The organism is Paraburkholderia sp. BCC1876 (assembly GCF_902833695.1).
Classification (GTDB): Bacteria; Pseudomonadota; Gammaproteobacteria; order Burkholderiales; family Burkholderiaceae; genus Paraburkholderia.
Window position 1 is genome coordinate 383,169 of the sequence record NZ_CADFGI010000004.1, and the last position, 15,062, is coordinate 398,230.

Consider the following 15,062-nt stretch of genomic DNA (forward strand, 5'->3'; position numbering starts at 1 on the left):
GAATACCAGAAAGCGCTGGCTTTCGCACTCTCGAACTGGAGCAACCATGGATATCAGCGGAGTCACCCGTGCGGTCACCGATGAAGAGGTTGCCGCGCGTTTGGAACAAAAAACGCGGTACTCAGACGTCCCAAGAAGCCGCGGAACTGCCTTCAAGGCGACAGACGGTTACCTCGAGATTTGTGACGGGCTTTATCGGGAAAAAGGCTGGGGCCTGATGGTTTTTTTCATGGGTGGCATCCCTGCGCTGGGGCTGACACTCATGGCGTGGTACATGGCCATTGATGTATCTCCGGCGATTCGGGCGAAAGGGCAGGCCGGAGTCGCGCACTGGGTGTTCGGCCTCCTTTCGCTGGTTTCGATTGGAGCACTCGTGTGGGCGTCGCGGGGCCTGTTCAAGGACTGCTTCAACTACACGCGCAGGCCAATCCGGTTTAATCGCGCCGACCAGACGATTTACGCTTTTCGCCACAATGGTCCGGGCGGCGTGACCGCCCTGCCGTGGGACAAAGCGTTCTTCTACGTCGAACGGAGCGCCAGGTCGGGTCTCAGCGCGACGGCGGGGCGGCTTGTCCGGTGCCTGGTGCTGGACGAAAAGGGGCGGGTGACTGACAGCTTCCCCGTAGGGAAGCGTGTGGTGCTGGCGTCGTCGGAAGAAGGACGGCTCGGCCAGGAAGTGATGAAGGAGCTCTACCAGGACTTCGAGTATTACCGTCGGTTCATGGAGGACGGTCCTACTACGATTCCCAGGGTCGAGAGCTTTCTCTCCACAGAGGTGTCCTTTCGCAACTGTCTGAAGCTGCAGTTCGAAGACGACTCCGCACTTTTGAAATCGGGCAATCCGTTCCTGAAGTTTTTCGGAAGTATTGCTGCGGTGCCGTTTTTCATATTTTCCATCGCCAACTACGCGGCCCTGCGGACCTGTCGCGAGCCGGTCTGGCCCGATGATGTAGAACGCGCCTGCGGATTGTCGCCCCTGAAAACAGGCGAAAGAGTCGCGACATGAGCCGCCGCTTTATTCTTAAGGGCGACAAGACAGACCACGATGGCGTGGTCGAAGAAGGGATTGAGGGTACCTCTTTTCAGGGCCGCCCCATGGCTTACATAGGCGCGCAGGTGCACTGTCCCCGGTGCGGCACGACTGGAGTGATAGTGAGTGACGGAGCTTCTCGGGACATGACGGTCATGGGAAAGCAAGTCGCGCTCGAAAAAGACCTATGCCAATGCCAGTGCGACCCGCTGCCGAGACTGGTGGCGTCGCAGACACCCGGGGCCATCTCATCCTAGCGCCCCTCTTTGCAGCGAAGCGATAGCGGCTCTCAAAGAAGGCATATTGGGAAGAACTGCCCGCGCGATGGACCAGAGGATGGTCTTTGGTTATCTTGGTTTCCGATTCAGGGTTAGCGAGGCGTCCGGGCCGTGGGGCAGACGGCTGGAATCTGAGATGAAGCCTCTAAACTATGTTCCCAAGTAACGCGGCATCATCCGATGCAAAAAAAACCGGTATCGCGATTACTGGCTGCAAAAGTCAACGCGCGATGGCGCTCATGTCGCGGCGCGTCGCTCGCGATGTGAGTCGCCGGCCACGTCAGGGTTCGACTAGAGGGCCGCGCTGAATTGCTGCTGGTCGAGAGAAATCGTTGCAATGATGGACTCGAACTCCGCCATCAAATCCGGATGGTGTTGGGCAACGTACGACCGCGCAGATTCGTTTTCGAGGAGCTTGGCGAGATAACCTTTTGCGAGCACTAGATTCAAAACGTCTTGGCCGTAATTCTGTTCGACGAGCTTGTACTGGCCCTGCAAATTGCTCATTTCTCGCTCCATTTTTGCCATCTGCTCAGGGCTGACACCGTTCAGTTTGCGTGGCTTTTTACCGTCGACAAGGAGCAGCGCTGGCGTTGCTACCAGCAATGCTTCGGCGTAAGAAACGGACACATTGTTCGCGGCCACCATCAGTTCAACGCATTCGACCTGCCGCGTCGGCTTCATTTTGCGAATGGCACGAACAAGCTCTGGTGAGAACTGCCGGTCGCCGAGCAGTTCCGCGGCTTCAGGACACACACCGTCGAGGAGCGACATCTTCTTTATAATCTGGGAGACATCCACGGAGAGAGCTTTCGCTAATCGTTCGGGCGATACGCCTCTGCCAACTACGCGCCGAATCATAAAGTGCTCCTGGATTGTCGAGAGACGATTGACTCTGTTGTTATAGGTGTAACTCTCGTCGTCGGTTGCCACAAGACAGGCAGCGCGCTCGTGCCCCAAGTCCTGGATGGCGAGTAAACGCAGATGACCATCCAGTAAAACATGCTGCCCGGAAGACTGGTCCGCGGCGGTGACAGATAGAGGTTCGATGAGGCCCACCTCTTCGATGGAGGTTTTTATCTGCCTGTATTTGCGCGATTCGACCACCGGCGCCGGTATTCTGCGCGATGGCAGGATGTTGCAGACGGGAACCGACAACGGCTCGGGGATGAATCCAAGAGTTACGCCCGTCATGTAGCACTCCCGCTTGGCCAAACGCGCTCGGCAAGGTACTTCGGTAGGCTGGCCAGTCCCTCCGCCCGCAAGAGGTTGATAAAGTTCTCATCGGAGAACAACTGCCTCAAAGCACCGACGACAAACAGCAACCGCTGCTGTGTGAATTCGGCCTTTCTGACCATGGATTTCTGACGTTCTACCTCGTGCTCGTATGTACGCACGAGACTCGAGGTTGTGACGGCGGGAGATTTGCTGGTCAGATTGTGTGCAGTGCTTCGCCCAAGCGCCTTTCTGCGCTCGATGACGCGGCGAGCGCTCATCAGTTGCTTGCCTCGCAATTTTCCTGACTCGTAGGCCTCCTGAAGCGCCGCTTGTATCTCGGCGTCGTCGTCGCCGGCGCCGACAATGATGAGGGCGGCATTGAGGGGAACGAGGCCCTTCTCCACTGCGACCACAAGTCTTTCTTCTCCCTGATGGAGCAGCGTGAGGATGCCGTGAACGTAAGTCGGGGTAAGGCCTGTTTTTTCGGCAATAACCTTTGGCGCATACCCCTGTTCTTGTAATTGCCGAATACCAGCAAGCCGTTCGAGTGGACGACACTGTCTTCGCGCGATGTTTTCCGTCAGGCTCATTACGAATGCATCCTCGTCGCTTACGCTCACGACGAGTGCGGGAATGGTCGCCTCACCGAGCGAAAGGAACGCTTTCAATCGCCCTTCGCCGCACACCAGCAGGTATTTTTCTACGCCAGTGGCCGTTGCTCGCGGCGTGACCACGATTGGTTTTTTGAGGCCGATTGTCCTGATGTTTTCGACGATTTCGTTGAACACCCGACCGTTACGTTCTCGCGGGTTGATGACTTCAATCTGAGCGACCGGGACCATTCTGATTTCTCCGGGCTGATGTCGCGAGTTCACGCCACTCTCCTGAGACGGGCACGCTCGGCCATGCCATAAAGGTAATCCAGCGTATTGAAACGATAACTTTCAAACTCGATTGGATTCTGGTCGGCGAGGTGGATACGCGGTTGTCCAAAATCCAGACGCGGCAGCAGGTAGTAGTCCAGTGCGGAAGCATTCGCTGGGTCGAGCCGCACCGCAACAGTGATATCCGGCAGCAGGCTCGTATCAAAGCGCACCTTCCAATGATTTCGACCGTCGTCGTGCGCCTGGCAGCGCGCGAGGACGATGCAAGCTGTGAACTCGTCGTTGACCGTCAGCAGGTCGGTTGCCGGGTCGCGTATCACGGTGCCACCCAAATCCGCGATGTTCCTCTCGGTCTGCGCGACAATTCCTGGATGAAGTTGTCTCAGAAAACGGTTGGTCTCGATATAGCGATAGTCTCGGCCAGGCGTAAATCCGACTGTCTGGTAGGCACGAATTAAACTGCCGAATCTATACACGTAGACCGACGCGGACGGCATGCCATCTGTTTCGTCAATCACGACGCCGGACAGAAATCCACGACTGCGGTACAGGTTGCGCAGTCGCTCGATTAGCTCGTCATTCGAGTAGTGACGAGCTCTCGCTCTCATGATGCCTTGAGCTGTGTAGAACGTCTCGCTTGCCACGATTGCCTGAAATGCTCCGTCCTTCCGAATCCACATATCCGGCGTGTTGGTCACGCGCATCTTTTTCAGCTTGAACGACACACGGTTGTAAACGTTGTTGCCGATGTATTTTTCGTTGGTCAATACTTCGCGTACCGTGGCTCTTGTCCACTCCCGGTCAAGGGCAGTCCGCACGTGCATGCCGTTCAGACGAGCGGCGATTTCGTACTCGTCGAGCGACTCGTCGATAAACCAGTCGTAGATTAGATTAACGGTTCGCACTTCGCTTTCCGGCCCCGGCATGAGAATTACCCGGTCCGTCTGCAGGCTCTTATGTTCGCCGCGTCGCAACTCTGTTTTCATGAGACCGTGGTCGTCGACCAGCACGCGGCGCAGTCCGTAGCCGGCGGGACCTCCTTGACGGAAGCCCATCTCAATCAGCCGGCACTGGCCGGCGAATACCTTCGCGGACAATTCTCGGCTGTACTCGCCTGCCATCGCACGTTTTACCCCTTTCACGATAGTGGAGACCGGTGACCCGTCGTTCTCGAACTGCTCGGCACAGTAGGCGACCTGGATGCCGGCGCGGCGGCATATGTACTCGTAATATGCGCTTTCGTCGGCATCCTGGAATCGCCCCCAACGACTCACGTCGTAGACGAGGATTGCGCAGAAGTCGGCTTTGCCATTGACTACATCGGAGATGAGACTTTGAAGTGCTTGCCGGCCGTCGATTCGAAGACCGCTTTTACCTTCATCCGCATATGTGCGGACAATTTCGAATCCGCGGCGGGTTGCGTAATCTCGAATTCGGTCGCGCTGATTTTCGGTCGAATACTGTTGGTGTTCGGTCGACATTCGGACGTATTCCGCTGCGCGCCCGACCGGGCAATTGGCCACGACTGGTGCATCCGCGTTATTGAAGGACATTCTCGACTCCGCAACTCTGACACGGACACGCGGCAGGCACTGGGCGCAAAGGGGCGTCATACGCGGGCGTCGCAGCATCACATCGCGTGGTCGCGTTCGAAAACGAACCACGACAAGGCAAAGGTAGCAGGCCTGACAGCAGTGCGCATCAAGTCATCTCTTTGCAATCATATGGGTGGCGCGGTTGGCCCAGAGAGCACGGCTATGTGGACGGTCCACACGTTCATTTTTGCAGCGCCGCCATCATCCGCATGAGACAGCAGGTAGAAGCCAGAGCCCAGCGGCCGAGGGAGCCCGACGACATCCATCTTTGCAATCGGCTTGAAACTCCGTCGCAAATTGCGCATCCGCTGCATGCTGCAGTTGCGCTCGCGATACACGGGGTACGCTGCTCGATAATCGCGCCAATAGTTTGAGTGGCTTGCGCGCCATTTCGCCTGGGCCCGAGACTGGTTATCGCGATAGTCGCTGTCGATACGGAGCCGGTGGTTCTGCCAGTCGCGTCGACGCGCTCGCTGGCAAGCTGCCGACGAGCAATAACGCTGACGAGGAACATGCAGCAGCGGCACGAACGCGCTGCCGCAGGCGAGACAGAGGCGGGGGGATTTCATCAGCGCTCTCCAGGTCAAGTTGCGACTGGCAGAGGCCGCCGCCTCTGGCATTCTGTATTTTCGATATTGATCGCCTAGAATTCCGGCGAGTCAGGAGGCAATCGAGCCGGTCCAAACCGGCGGTATTTGCCCGGTCTCGCTCAGACCACTTTGACGAGAACATTACCTGCTTCTGTGTCGCCAGACTCCGTTCTAACTGAAAGAACAACGCAAAGATTCATGAAACACAACCACGTACGCTCTGCCTTACTAAGCCTGTTACTTTCCTTCACCGCAACCACCACCAACGCCGCCTCCACCACCTCCCCCGACATCCCCCTCGGCACCCCTGAAGGCTTCACCGCCTCAACCATCGACTCAGCCGGCAACGGCCGCTACTGCATCAGCGGCGCCGTCTACGACGACTCCGTCCCAACGATGACAGCCTACGCACTGCTCGTCGACGCCACCACGCATCAGGTCCTCTGGCGCCTGCCCATCCCACTGGATCGCAACTTCGTCGGCAGCAGCGTAGATCGCTGCCTGAGCGACGGCAACGCCTACTACATCCTCTCGGAAGAAAACTCCGACAACTCGCCGGCGGTCAGTCAGGAGCGTGTCGTGATCAACAAAGTTTCCGCGCAAGGCAAGTTGCTGCGACAACAAAAGATCGAAGCGGGATTGGACGAATGGTCCTACTTCTTCGATGTGGGACCGAGCGCGATCACCATCGGCGGCGGCACGAGCGTGACACTTGACCACGGTGGCAAATTCGGCAATTTCCTGTGGCAGTTCGATTCCAACCTCACGCGAACCAGAACCACCACGCTCGAAAACGGTGCCTTCTGGCTTGGGTCGAACGCGAAGCTCGACGGCGATCACTTGCTCGTGTCGGGGCAATTCATGCCGAACAAGGGCTCATCTGCCGGGCAGGAAGCGTATGCGGTATCGAAGATCGATGATGGCAGCAGCAGGTACACGTGGTCAAAGTATCTGTTCCCGCTGGATGCCCAGAGCGTGACATCGGTGTTCGGACCGGACGGCAGTACGTACGTCGCCGCGCTGACAGGGCCCGACCTGGCAGTGTCGGTCGTCGATCGCACAGGCAAGAACGTGAACAGCTTCGCTGTAAAAAAACCGCTGTGCGAAATCAAAGCGCTTGCGCTGGACGGCCAAGCGCTAAAAGCGATCGGCAAGTCCTGTACGGGAAAGTCGACGTCCGTGATCGTGGCGATTGACCTCGTCGGCAAAACCGCTGCGGTCGTGAGTCAACTGAATGGCGAAATCTCAGCACCGCAGTTTGACGGCCAGGGATGGGTTGGTGTGGTGAAAACCAAAGGAGATCAACTGGTCTTCAGGCGCACCGCTCAATAGCGCGAAGCGAAACGCGGCGAGTAGGACGATGGAAAAATCGATTGCCGGTCAGCGAGATCACGCTGACCGGCCGTTCGCGACGCAGCAGAATTCACTCAATTCGACGACCTCAAAATCGCCGACAACTTCCCGCAACTCGCTTTGTCGCCAGTCTCGAGCGAATCCGGGCAAATGAGACTTTCGTAAAACGACACCTGCTCATCCCGGACCGCGGACTTGCAGCCTTCGAACTGGAAGTCCGCATCCGGCGCCGGATTCTTGCCCCAGTCGTTAAACGCATCGCGCTGAAGAGCGCAGTCCGTGTCCACCTTATAAGTCCACACCAGCAGGTTTTTCTGCAGCGTGTCGCGCTGCGCTTCCGGCACGTCTCGCCGCAAAGCCTGATAGAGCTTGTCGGCCTGAGCCGTCTTAACGGCGGTTTGCTGTTGCGCGCAAGCGAGTTGCTGATCCCGATTGAGATTGGACGCGTCGCAATCCGTTCTGGCATGAGCGCCGAGCGTGAAAAACGCGAAGCCACTCAAGATCGCGAGTCTGGCGAGACGCAGTGTCGTTCTTGTCATGCAAGCGTACCCCTCGAAGTGATTGAACTGACCGCACGATTTTTCTGTTCGGGTGGACCGACGATCGTCCGCAGAGAAAATGCGTGACGCATATAAACCGATGTCGCCCTCGCAATAGCTTCTTCGATTCGACTGCGCGAATCAACCTATGTTTTATCGCCTGATCAGATTGCTTTGGATTGGAGCATCGATTGCCGTTTAGTTAGTGCCCTGCCCGTGATTCGGCGAGCACGGGACATTTCATTCAGAAATCACGCCTCACGCAATACCACAACGCCCCCGGCACTTCTCTCAGCGAAGAATAGACATCGCGAGCTTCAAAGAACACAGGGTAAGCGCCACTAACCCGACTCACACCAAACCGTTTCAACGCAATCATCGCGCGAGGCACATGAAAGTACTGGGAAACGACAATCGCGCTGTGCAGACCGTGCGCCTTCGTATACACGCTAGCGTTTCTCGCGGTATCCCACGTGTCACGGCCCAGGTTGTCCATCACGATGCGATTCTCGGGAACACCTTGGTTGACGAGATCACGCTTCATGGCGAGCGCTTCATCGGTGCCGTGTTTGTCGATGCCGCCGCTCACCATGATCTCGCGACACAACCCTTTCTCGTAGCACAGACGCGCCTTGTCGAGCCGCGCCGCTAGCCGTGACGACGGGCTACCGTCCACGTGAACCTTGTTACCGTAGACGATCGCGAGATCAGCTTGCTGAGGTCTCGACAGCAGGCCAGCGGAAACAATGATCAGCGTTGCGAGCAGCCAGAAGCCAGCGACCCATTTAATTATCGTAGTCAGCAGGAGAAGCCGGGAAGTACGCGTGTGGCCGGCGGGATCAGGAGTTTGCAACCACTGATTTCAGGCATTCGATTCACGCACCACCGCTCCACCTTCATCCCGCTCCCAAACAATCCGCTCGAATATCGCCTTCAATTTCGCGCCTCTGCGCGCATTCAGCATCGCTAGATGCGCGACACGTCCCGCGAGATGCGCCCGGAAATCCGAATGTGCGTCGCGGTTCTGCGAATGCGGTCCATGTCTCACGCAATTGGTGAGAATCGCCTTCAGCGTATCGAACATTGGCCGGGCGAGATTCGGATGGCTATTCACCACCACGCCGGCCAGATGTTGCCGCGCCCCACGACGCATGACGCGCGTTTTCCTGAGATTAAGTGCAAAGCCTTCTTCGATCGCAATGGCCGCAACGCGAATCGATAAGCGCTCGGCTATTCGCGCGAGATCTTCATCGCCGGAAAAGGCGAGATCGTCGGCATAGCGCGTGTAAGTCGCGCCCACAGAGCGCGCGAGCCCCGCAAGCCTGAGGTCGAGTCGGTAAGCACACAGATTCGCCAACGCAGGCGAGGTCGGCGCGCCTTGCGGCAAATGCCGGTTCCGATAGCGCTGCCGTTCCAGCCAATCGATCCGCTCCCGCACATCCGCTTCCAGCAGGCGGCCACTCGGCACGCGATTGGTACACAGCGCGGTCAGCGAGCGAGCAACCGCCAATGGATAGCCAAAATCACGAAACGCTGAGTAAACGCGCCCAGCATGAACCGATGCAAAAAAATCCGTCAGATCGAAGCGAATCACCACCGCTTTCGCCGCATGAGGCGTGGCGAAGCTCAGCGTATTTCTGCCGCGCCGAAACCCATGCGCCGCATCGTGCAGGGGAATCTGATCGAGCAAACCATGCAGCACTTTCCGCTGCACGGTCCGCAAGCGCGATTTAGGAATTTCGATGATTCGGCAGCGACCGTCGCGCTTCTCGATCGCCTTGTACGAATAGTGATGCAGCGGCGTTGCGGCGGCGTGCGCCGGTGCGCGCCAGCGATCGGCGAACCAGTCCAGTTCCGTTGGCTCGACTTCGAGCCAGTCGGCCAGATCCGCCAGCGTGGGCAACTGCGGCAACGTGACGCCGTGCAACCAGGGCGGCGCCCGGCGCTGAACCGGCGGTCGCGTCAGCAGACGCACCACGCGCGGACGGTTGTCGCTCTGCCACGCCGAGACAAACGCCGCATGGTCGGCAATGATCTTCGACAGTTCATGACGCCCGACGCTGTCCCACCGCTTGCCGAATCGCCGCGAAATGCGACGCGCCAATCCGCTCATCCAGTCGGCCGGCGCGCCCAACGCGAGCACCATCCGCTCGACGATCGACGCAGGCTGGGCGGGACCGGCGAGCATGGCGTCGGCAATCGCATTGGTAACGTACTGCAGGTAAGAGGAGGGCATAGGGAAGAGGGGCGGGCCGGCCAGTCAACGCGTCTTGTGCTGCGTGAGCTGTGTTGCGCAAAGCGCAAGTGACGCTCATGCGACGAACTGCGGAGGTCATGCTGATCCACGGGGTAGCCCCGTAGTGCCCGAAACGTATGCTGCCCGATCACAGGCGTGCTTGACCAGCCGTCCCGCGAGCCGACGATAAGCGAGCGAGCCGCGCCTTGTCAACGTCGAGGTCTCGTCCAAAATCCGTCGAACTTATCCACAGCCCCCTCTGGACAACATTTGTAAAAGCCGTCTGACTCGTTGTGGGCGAAACCTTGATAACGATGCCGCGACGGTTCGCCGCTCGAAAGTTTTCCCAGGCTCCGCCTCGCTGTCCGCACACGCTGCGCAGGGTTATGGATTCCGCAGCGCGTTGATCCGTAAACGAAGTTTCCAGTTATCCACAGCGGAGTGCGAGGCTTGTTAACTATTACTACGTATACGTATACAAAGACTATAAAAACCAGAGAAGCCTCCGCGAAGCGCGCTGCACAAGCGGGCACGAAGCAGGCAAAGCAACGGCAATCGAAGGGCAATCGCCAAACCTCCAAGCCTCAAACCAACGGTAAACAGATCTCGGTGATCAGATCCGCAGGCGCCGTATCCTTCGGGCTGTTCAGATACTCCTCGAACACCGGCGCATCCGCCGCTTCGCGGCCCGACTGCACGAGCCACGTTCCGTACAACCATTCATACGCAGCACGCATATCGCTATACGGACCTTTGTGCCGCAGCACCGCGTACTCACCGCCCTTCACATGCGCGACCGAAGCCGGTGCACTCACCGTCACCGAAGCCTGAACCGGATGCGGCAACAACACGCCGGCCTTCGAGCGCAACGCGTTTTCGTCGACCACACCTGGATCGTCGTAGTAAATCCCGATCATGCGCATCTCCGCGGCCAGCAAGTTGTGTTTCGCGAGCCAGCCGAATAAAGCATCGAACGCTTTACCGATCTGCATATACGGTCCTACATGATCGACCGACAACACATCCATCGGCTCCACGTGTCGAATCGTGACTTCGCGCAAGGTCATTTGATCGTCTCCTGAAAGTGCCGGACGAAACCGGCTATGCGTGCCCTGCTTGCGATACTGCGCCGGCGGCACGCCGAATGCCGCGCGAAACGTGCGCGAGAAAGACTGCAAACTGCTATAGCCCGCGCGCTCGGCAATCTCGGCGATCGGCATCGAACCGTTCGCGAGATAACCGGCCGCGCGATGCAAGCGCAAACGTCGCACCGTCGTCGCGACCGTTTCGCCATACATGGCCTGATAAATCCGATGCCAGTGATACGGCGACAAACACGCGATTTCCGCGAGTCGATCGATATCGAGCGGTTCGTCGAGGTGATCGTAAATATGGTCGAGCACGCGACCGAGCCGGGTTTCGTAACGCGCCCGATGAGCTGATTCGTTCATAACCATGCCGACACCAAAAAAATGAAATGGGCGAGTTCACTGCGAACGAAAGTACCACGAGCCCATTTACCAAATCCTGCGGACTTCAACGGTCTCCCGCAAAAAGAGCGCGTTGCCACGACCACCCCGAACTTTGCCGAATTTCGATAACACCTCGATTAATGGCTCACTACCATCGGTTGAACGCTGTCCGCCCCTGCACCGCAAAGCCTTGCGGCGTCGAGCAAGCGGCCATATCAGGGAGCTCCGATGAAATCAGAATCCAAAAGTCAGCACGTCGGTAAAGTCACCCATCACGAGTTGAAGCAGACGCTCGGCACGTGGCAACTGTGGGGCATTGCGGTCGGGCTCGTGATTTCCGGCGAATACTTCGGCTGGAGTTACGGCTGGGCAAGCGCCGGTACGCTCGGTTTCGTCATCACGGCGGTTTTCATTGCCGCGATGTATACGACCTTCATTTTCAGTTTCACCGAACTCACCACGTCGATTCCGCACGCCGGCGGCCCGTTCGCCTACGCGCGTCACGCGTTCGGCCCGACCGGCGGTTATCTGGCGGGCGCCGCTACGCTGGTCGAATTCGTGTTTGCGCCGCCGGCGATTGCGCTGGCGATCGGCGCTTATCTGCACGTGCAGTTTCCCGGACTCGAGCCGAAACATGCGGCAATGGGCGCGTATCTCGTCTTTATGGCATTGAATATCGTCGGCGTGCAGATCGCTGCGGCGTTCGAGTTGTGCGTGACGGTGCTCGCAATCTTCGAACTGCTGGTTTTCATGGGCGTGGTGTCGCCCGGGTTTGAATGGTCCAACTTCACGAAGGGCGGCTGGTCCGGCGCGGATACCTTCAGCATGGGTTCGTTCCACGGCATGTTCGCGGCGATTCCGTTCGCGATCTGGTTTTTCCTCGCGATCGAAGGCGTCGCGATGGCCGCCGAAGAAGCCAAAAACCCGAAGCGCTCCATTCCGATCGCCTATGTGGCCGGCATTCTGACACTGGTCGTGCTCGCCATCGGCGTGATGGTGTTTGCCGGCGCGGCCGGTGACTGGACCAAGCTGTCAAATATCAACGACCCGCTGCCGCAGGCGATGAAGTTCATCGTCGGCGAACACAGCGGCTGGATGCATATGCTCGTGTGGCTCGGGCTGTTTGGACTGGTCGCGTCGTTTCACGGCATTATCCTCGGTTATTCGCGGCAAATTTTCGCGCTGGCTCGCGCCGGCTATCTGCCGGAATGGCTTTCCAAGGTGCATCCGCGGTTCAAGACGCCGCATCGCGCGATTCTTGCGGGCGGCGTGGTCGGCATCGCGGCGATCTACAGCGATGAGCTGATCCAGTTCGGCGGCCAGACGCTGACCGCGAACATCGTGACGATGTCGGTATTTGGCGCTATCGTGATGTATATCATCAGCATGCTGTCGCTGTTCAAGCTGCGCCGCAGCGATCCGGACATGGAGCGCCCGTTCCGCGCGCCGCTGTTTCCGTTCTTTCCGGCGTTTGCACTGGTCGCCGCGGTCATCTGTCTGGCCACGATGGTTTACTTCAATTTTCTGGTGGCGATTGTGTTCGCCATTTTCCTCGCGCTGGGCTACGTCTACTTTTTGCTGACGCGCCATCAACGCGAAGCGGCGCCGTCAGACGCCCTGCTCGAAGAATGACGGATCGGGCCGCTGCGCAAGCAGCGGCGATGGAGTCGTAACGATGAGCTACACCGAAACGATCGGCAGTCGCACCTATCGCTTTGCCGACCTGAAGACTTTGATGGCGAAGGCCAGTCCGCAACGCTCCGGCGACCAGCTCGCGGGCGTCGCGGCGGCGAGCGAGGAAGAGCGCGTTGCGGCCAAGATGGCGCTCGCGCAGGTGCCGTTGCGCACGTTTCTCAACGAAGCGCTGATTCCGTACGAGAGCGACGAGGTCACGCGTCTCGTGATCGACGATCACTCGCCGCAAGCCTTCTCAGAGATCTCGCATCTCACGGTGGGCGATTTTCGCAACTGGCTGCTGAGTAGCACGACCGACGCGGACGCGCTCACGCGTATCACGGCGGGCCTCACGCCCGAGATGGTCGCGGCGGTCTCGAAGCTGATGCGCAATCAGGATCTGATCGCGGCGGCGCGTAAACGTCCGGTGATTACGCGCTTTCGCAATACGGTGGGTTTACCGGGCCGCATGTCGGTGCGTCTGCAACCGAATCATCCGACCGACGACGTCAAAGGCATCGCCGCCTCGATGCTCGACGGCCTGATGTACGGTTGCGGCGACGCGATGATCGGCATCAATCCGGCCAGCGACAATCTCGCCGCGATCACCAAGCTGCTGCTGATGATCGACGACTTCCGCCTGCGCTACCAGGTGCCGACGCAATCGTGCGTGCTGACGCACGTCACCAACACGATTGCCGCAATCGAAAAAGGCGCGCCGGTCGATCTGGTGTTCCAATCGATTGCGGGCACCGAGAAGGCGAACGCGGGCTTCGGCATTTCGCTCGCGCTGCTGCAGGAGGCGTATGAAGCGGGGTTGTCGCTGAAGCGCGGCACCGTCGGCAACAACCTGATGTATTTCGAAACGGGGCAAGGCAGCGCGTTGTCGGCGGACGCGCATTTCGGCGTCGATCAACAGACTTGCGAAGTGCGCGCTTATGCCGTGGCGCGCAAATTCAATCCATTCCTGGTCAACACGGTAGTGGGTTTTATCGGACCGGAGTACCTGTACGACGGTAAACAGATCACGCGCGCCGGACTGGAAGATCATTTCTGCGGCAAGCTGCTCGGCGTGCCGATGGGTTGCGACATCTGCTACACGAACCATGCCGAAGCGGATCAGGACGACATGGACAATCTGCTCACGCTGCTCGGGGTGGCGGGCATCAATTTCATCATGGGCATTCCGGGCGCGGACGACGTGATGCTCAACTATCAAAGCACCTCGTTCCACGACGCGCTGTACGTACGCGACGTGCTCGGCCTGCGTCGCGCGCCGGAATTCGAGGAATGGCTGGAGTCGATGCAGATCACCGACGCGCGAGGCGCATTGCTGAGCGCATCGCCACAACAACCGCTGCTGGAAGGGGCGAACGACTGGATGGGAATCGCATGAGCGAATTCCTCGAAAAGAATCCGTGGAACGCGTTGCGCCAGTTCACCAACGCGCGCATTGCGCTGGGCCGCGCGGGCAATAGTTTGCCGACGGCTCCGCTACTCGCGTTCAACCTGTCGCATGCGCAAGCGCGCGACGCCGTGCATCATCCGCTCGACGCGGAGGTGCTGCACGAACAGTTGCGCGCGCTGAATTTCACGACGCTGGATGCGCATAGCGCCGCGCCGGATCGTGAGCATTATTTGCGGCGTCCCGATCTTGGGCGGCGCTTATCGGAAGAGAGCCGCACAGCGCTCGGGCAGGCGCAGAACGATGCGCCGGAAGTGGTTTTTGTCATTGCAGATGGCCTATCCGCATTCGCCGCAGCGAAGCAATCCATTCCGCTGCTGCAGGCGGTGTGCGCAAAACTCATCGACTGGAAAATCGGGCCGGTCGTGATCGCGCGGCAGGCGCGTGTCGCGCTCGGCGACGAGATCGGCGAGTTGCTCAATAGCAAGCTGGTGGTGATGTTGATCGGCGAAAGACCCGGGCTGAGTTCACCGGACAGTCTCGGCATCTACCTGACCTACGCGCCGAAAGTCGGCTGCAGCGACGCGCAGCGCAACTGCATTTCCAACGTGCGTCCCGAAGGACTCGACTATCCGCACGCCGCGCACAAGTTGCACTACCTGCTGACGCACGCAAGACGTTTGGGTCTCACGGGCGTCGGCCTGAAAGACGATAGCGATGCGCTGCTGGAAAGTGCTCCGGCAACGCCCGCCGTTAGCGACAACTCTAGTCCACCCGGCACGACGTAA

The 15,062-nt window shown here is 58.8% G+C and carries 14 protein-coding genes; 6 read left to right on the forward strand and 8 right to left on the reverse strand.

The genetic code is table 11. The features are described from left to right. The first annotated feature begins 46 nt into the window (after positions 1-46). Both HWY05_RS17075 and HWY05_RS17080 read left to right on the forward strand, forming a co-directional pair. Positions 47-1,006: a DUF6708 domain-containing protein gene (locus HWY05_RS17075; protein ID WP_176059015.1), complete on the forward strand. Its 960-nt coding sequence runs from the start codon at positions 47-49 to the stop codon at positions 1,004-1,006. Further along, entirely contained in the window at positions 1,003-1,287 is a 285-nt protein-coding gene (locus HWY05_RS17080) for a PAAR domain-containing protein (protein ID WP_176059016.1), read from the forward strand. The genes HWY05_RS17075 and HWY05_RS17080 overlap by 4 nt, the downstream gene beginning before the upstream one ends. Before the next feature lie 312 nt (positions 1,288-1,599). Here the strand turns inward: HWY05_RS17080 and HWY05_RS17085 are convergent, their stop codons facing one another. From HWY05_RS17085 to HWY05_RS17100, 4 genes are all read right to left on the reverse strand, one after another. After that, positions 1,600-2,502, reverse strand: a complete 903-nt coding sequence (locus HWY05_RS17085; protein ID WP_176059017.1) for a plasmid partitioning protein RepB C-terminal domain-containing protein — start codon at positions 2,500-2,502, stop codon at positions 1,600-1,602. Beyond that, on the reverse strand, positions 2,499-3,401 hold the full coding sequence (locus HWY05_RS17090; RefSeq protein WP_176059018.1) for a ParB/RepB/Spo0J family partition protein: 903 nt from the start codon (positions 3,399-3,401) through the stop codon (positions 2,499-2,501). The genes HWY05_RS17085 and HWY05_RS17090 overlap by 4 nt, the downstream gene beginning before the upstream one ends. Next, on the reverse strand, positions 3,398-4,963 hold the full coding sequence (locus tag HWY05_RS17095; protein WP_176059019.1) for a recombinase family protein: 1,566 nt from the start codon (positions 4,961-4,963) through the stop codon (positions 3,398-3,400). Before HWY05_RS17095 ends, HWY05_RS17090 begins: the two co-directional genes overlap by 4 nt. Positions 4,964-5,130: 167 nt before the next feature. Beyond that, positions 5,131-5,574: a hypothetical protein gene (locus HWY05_RS17100; protein ID WP_176059020.1), complete on the reverse strand. Its 444-nt coding sequence runs from the start codon at positions 5,572-5,574 to the stop codon at positions 5,131-5,133. Positions 5,575-5,793: 219 nt separating this feature from the next. Here HWY05_RS17100 and HWY05_RS17105 point away from each other — a divergent pair, with 219 nt between their 5' ends. Further along, positions 5,794-6,927: a hypothetical protein gene (locus tag HWY05_RS17105; RefSeq protein ID WP_176059021.1), complete on the forward strand. Its 1,134-nt coding sequence runs from the start codon at positions 5,794-5,796 to the stop codon at positions 6,925-6,927. 95 nt (positions 6,928-7,022) lie between these two features. On the opposite strand, the gene HWY05_RS17110 is transcribed toward HWY05_RS17105, so the two are convergent. The 4 genes from HWY05_RS17110 to HWY05_RS17125 form a co-directional block, all read right to left on the reverse strand. Then, positions 7,023-7,487, reverse strand: coding sequence for a DUF1311 domain-containing protein (locus HWY05_RS17110; protein ID WP_035554180.1), 465 nt, complete (start codon positions 7,485-7,487; stop codon positions 7,023-7,025). 244 nt (positions 7,488-7,731) lie between these two features. Further along, entirely contained in the window at positions 7,732-8,340 is a 609-nt protein-coding gene (locus HWY05_RS17115) for a YdcF family protein (RefSeq protein ID WP_244146632.1), read from the reverse strand. A 9-nt stretch (positions 8,341-8,349) separates the two neighbouring features. Then, on the reverse strand, positions 8,350-9,723 hold the full coding sequence (locus HWY05_RS17120) for a reverse transcriptase family protein (protein WP_176059022.1): 1,374 nt from the start codon (positions 9,721-9,723) through the stop codon (positions 8,350-8,352). 584 nt (positions 9,724-10,307) lie between these two features. Continuing rightward, on the reverse strand, positions 10,308-11,174 hold the full coding sequence (locus HWY05_RS17125; protein ID WP_176059023.1) for an AraC family transcriptional regulator: 867 nt from the start codon (positions 11,172-11,174) through the stop codon (positions 10,308-10,310). 249 nt (positions 11,175-11,423) lie between these two features. On the opposite strand from HWY05_RS17125, the gene eat reads away from it, so the two are divergent. The 3 genes from eat to eutC are packed head-to-tail and all read left to right on the forward strand — an operon-like array spanning position 11,424 to position 15,062. Further along, the gene (eat, locus tag HWY05_RS17130; RefSeq protein ID WP_035554173.1) at positions 11,424-12,827 is read left to right on the forward strand and encodes an ethanolamine permease; all 1,404 of its coding nucleotides are present in this window, start codon (positions 11,424-11,426) and stop codon (positions 12,825-12,827) included. Positions 12,828-12,870: 43 nt separating this feature from the next. Further along, the gene (locus tag HWY05_RS17135; RefSeq protein ID WP_035554171.1) at positions 12,871-14,265 is read left to right on the forward strand and encodes an ethanolamine ammonia-lyase subunit EutB; all 1,395 of its coding nucleotides are present in this window, start codon (positions 12,871-12,873) and stop codon (positions 14,263-14,265) included. After that, positions 14,262-15,062, forward strand: a complete 801-nt coding sequence (gene eutC, locus HWY05_RS17140) for an ethanolamine ammonia-lyase subunit EutC (protein ID WP_176059024.1) — start codon at positions 14,262-14,264, stop codon at positions 15,060-15,062. Before HWY05_RS17135 ends, eutC begins: the two co-directional genes overlap by 4 nt.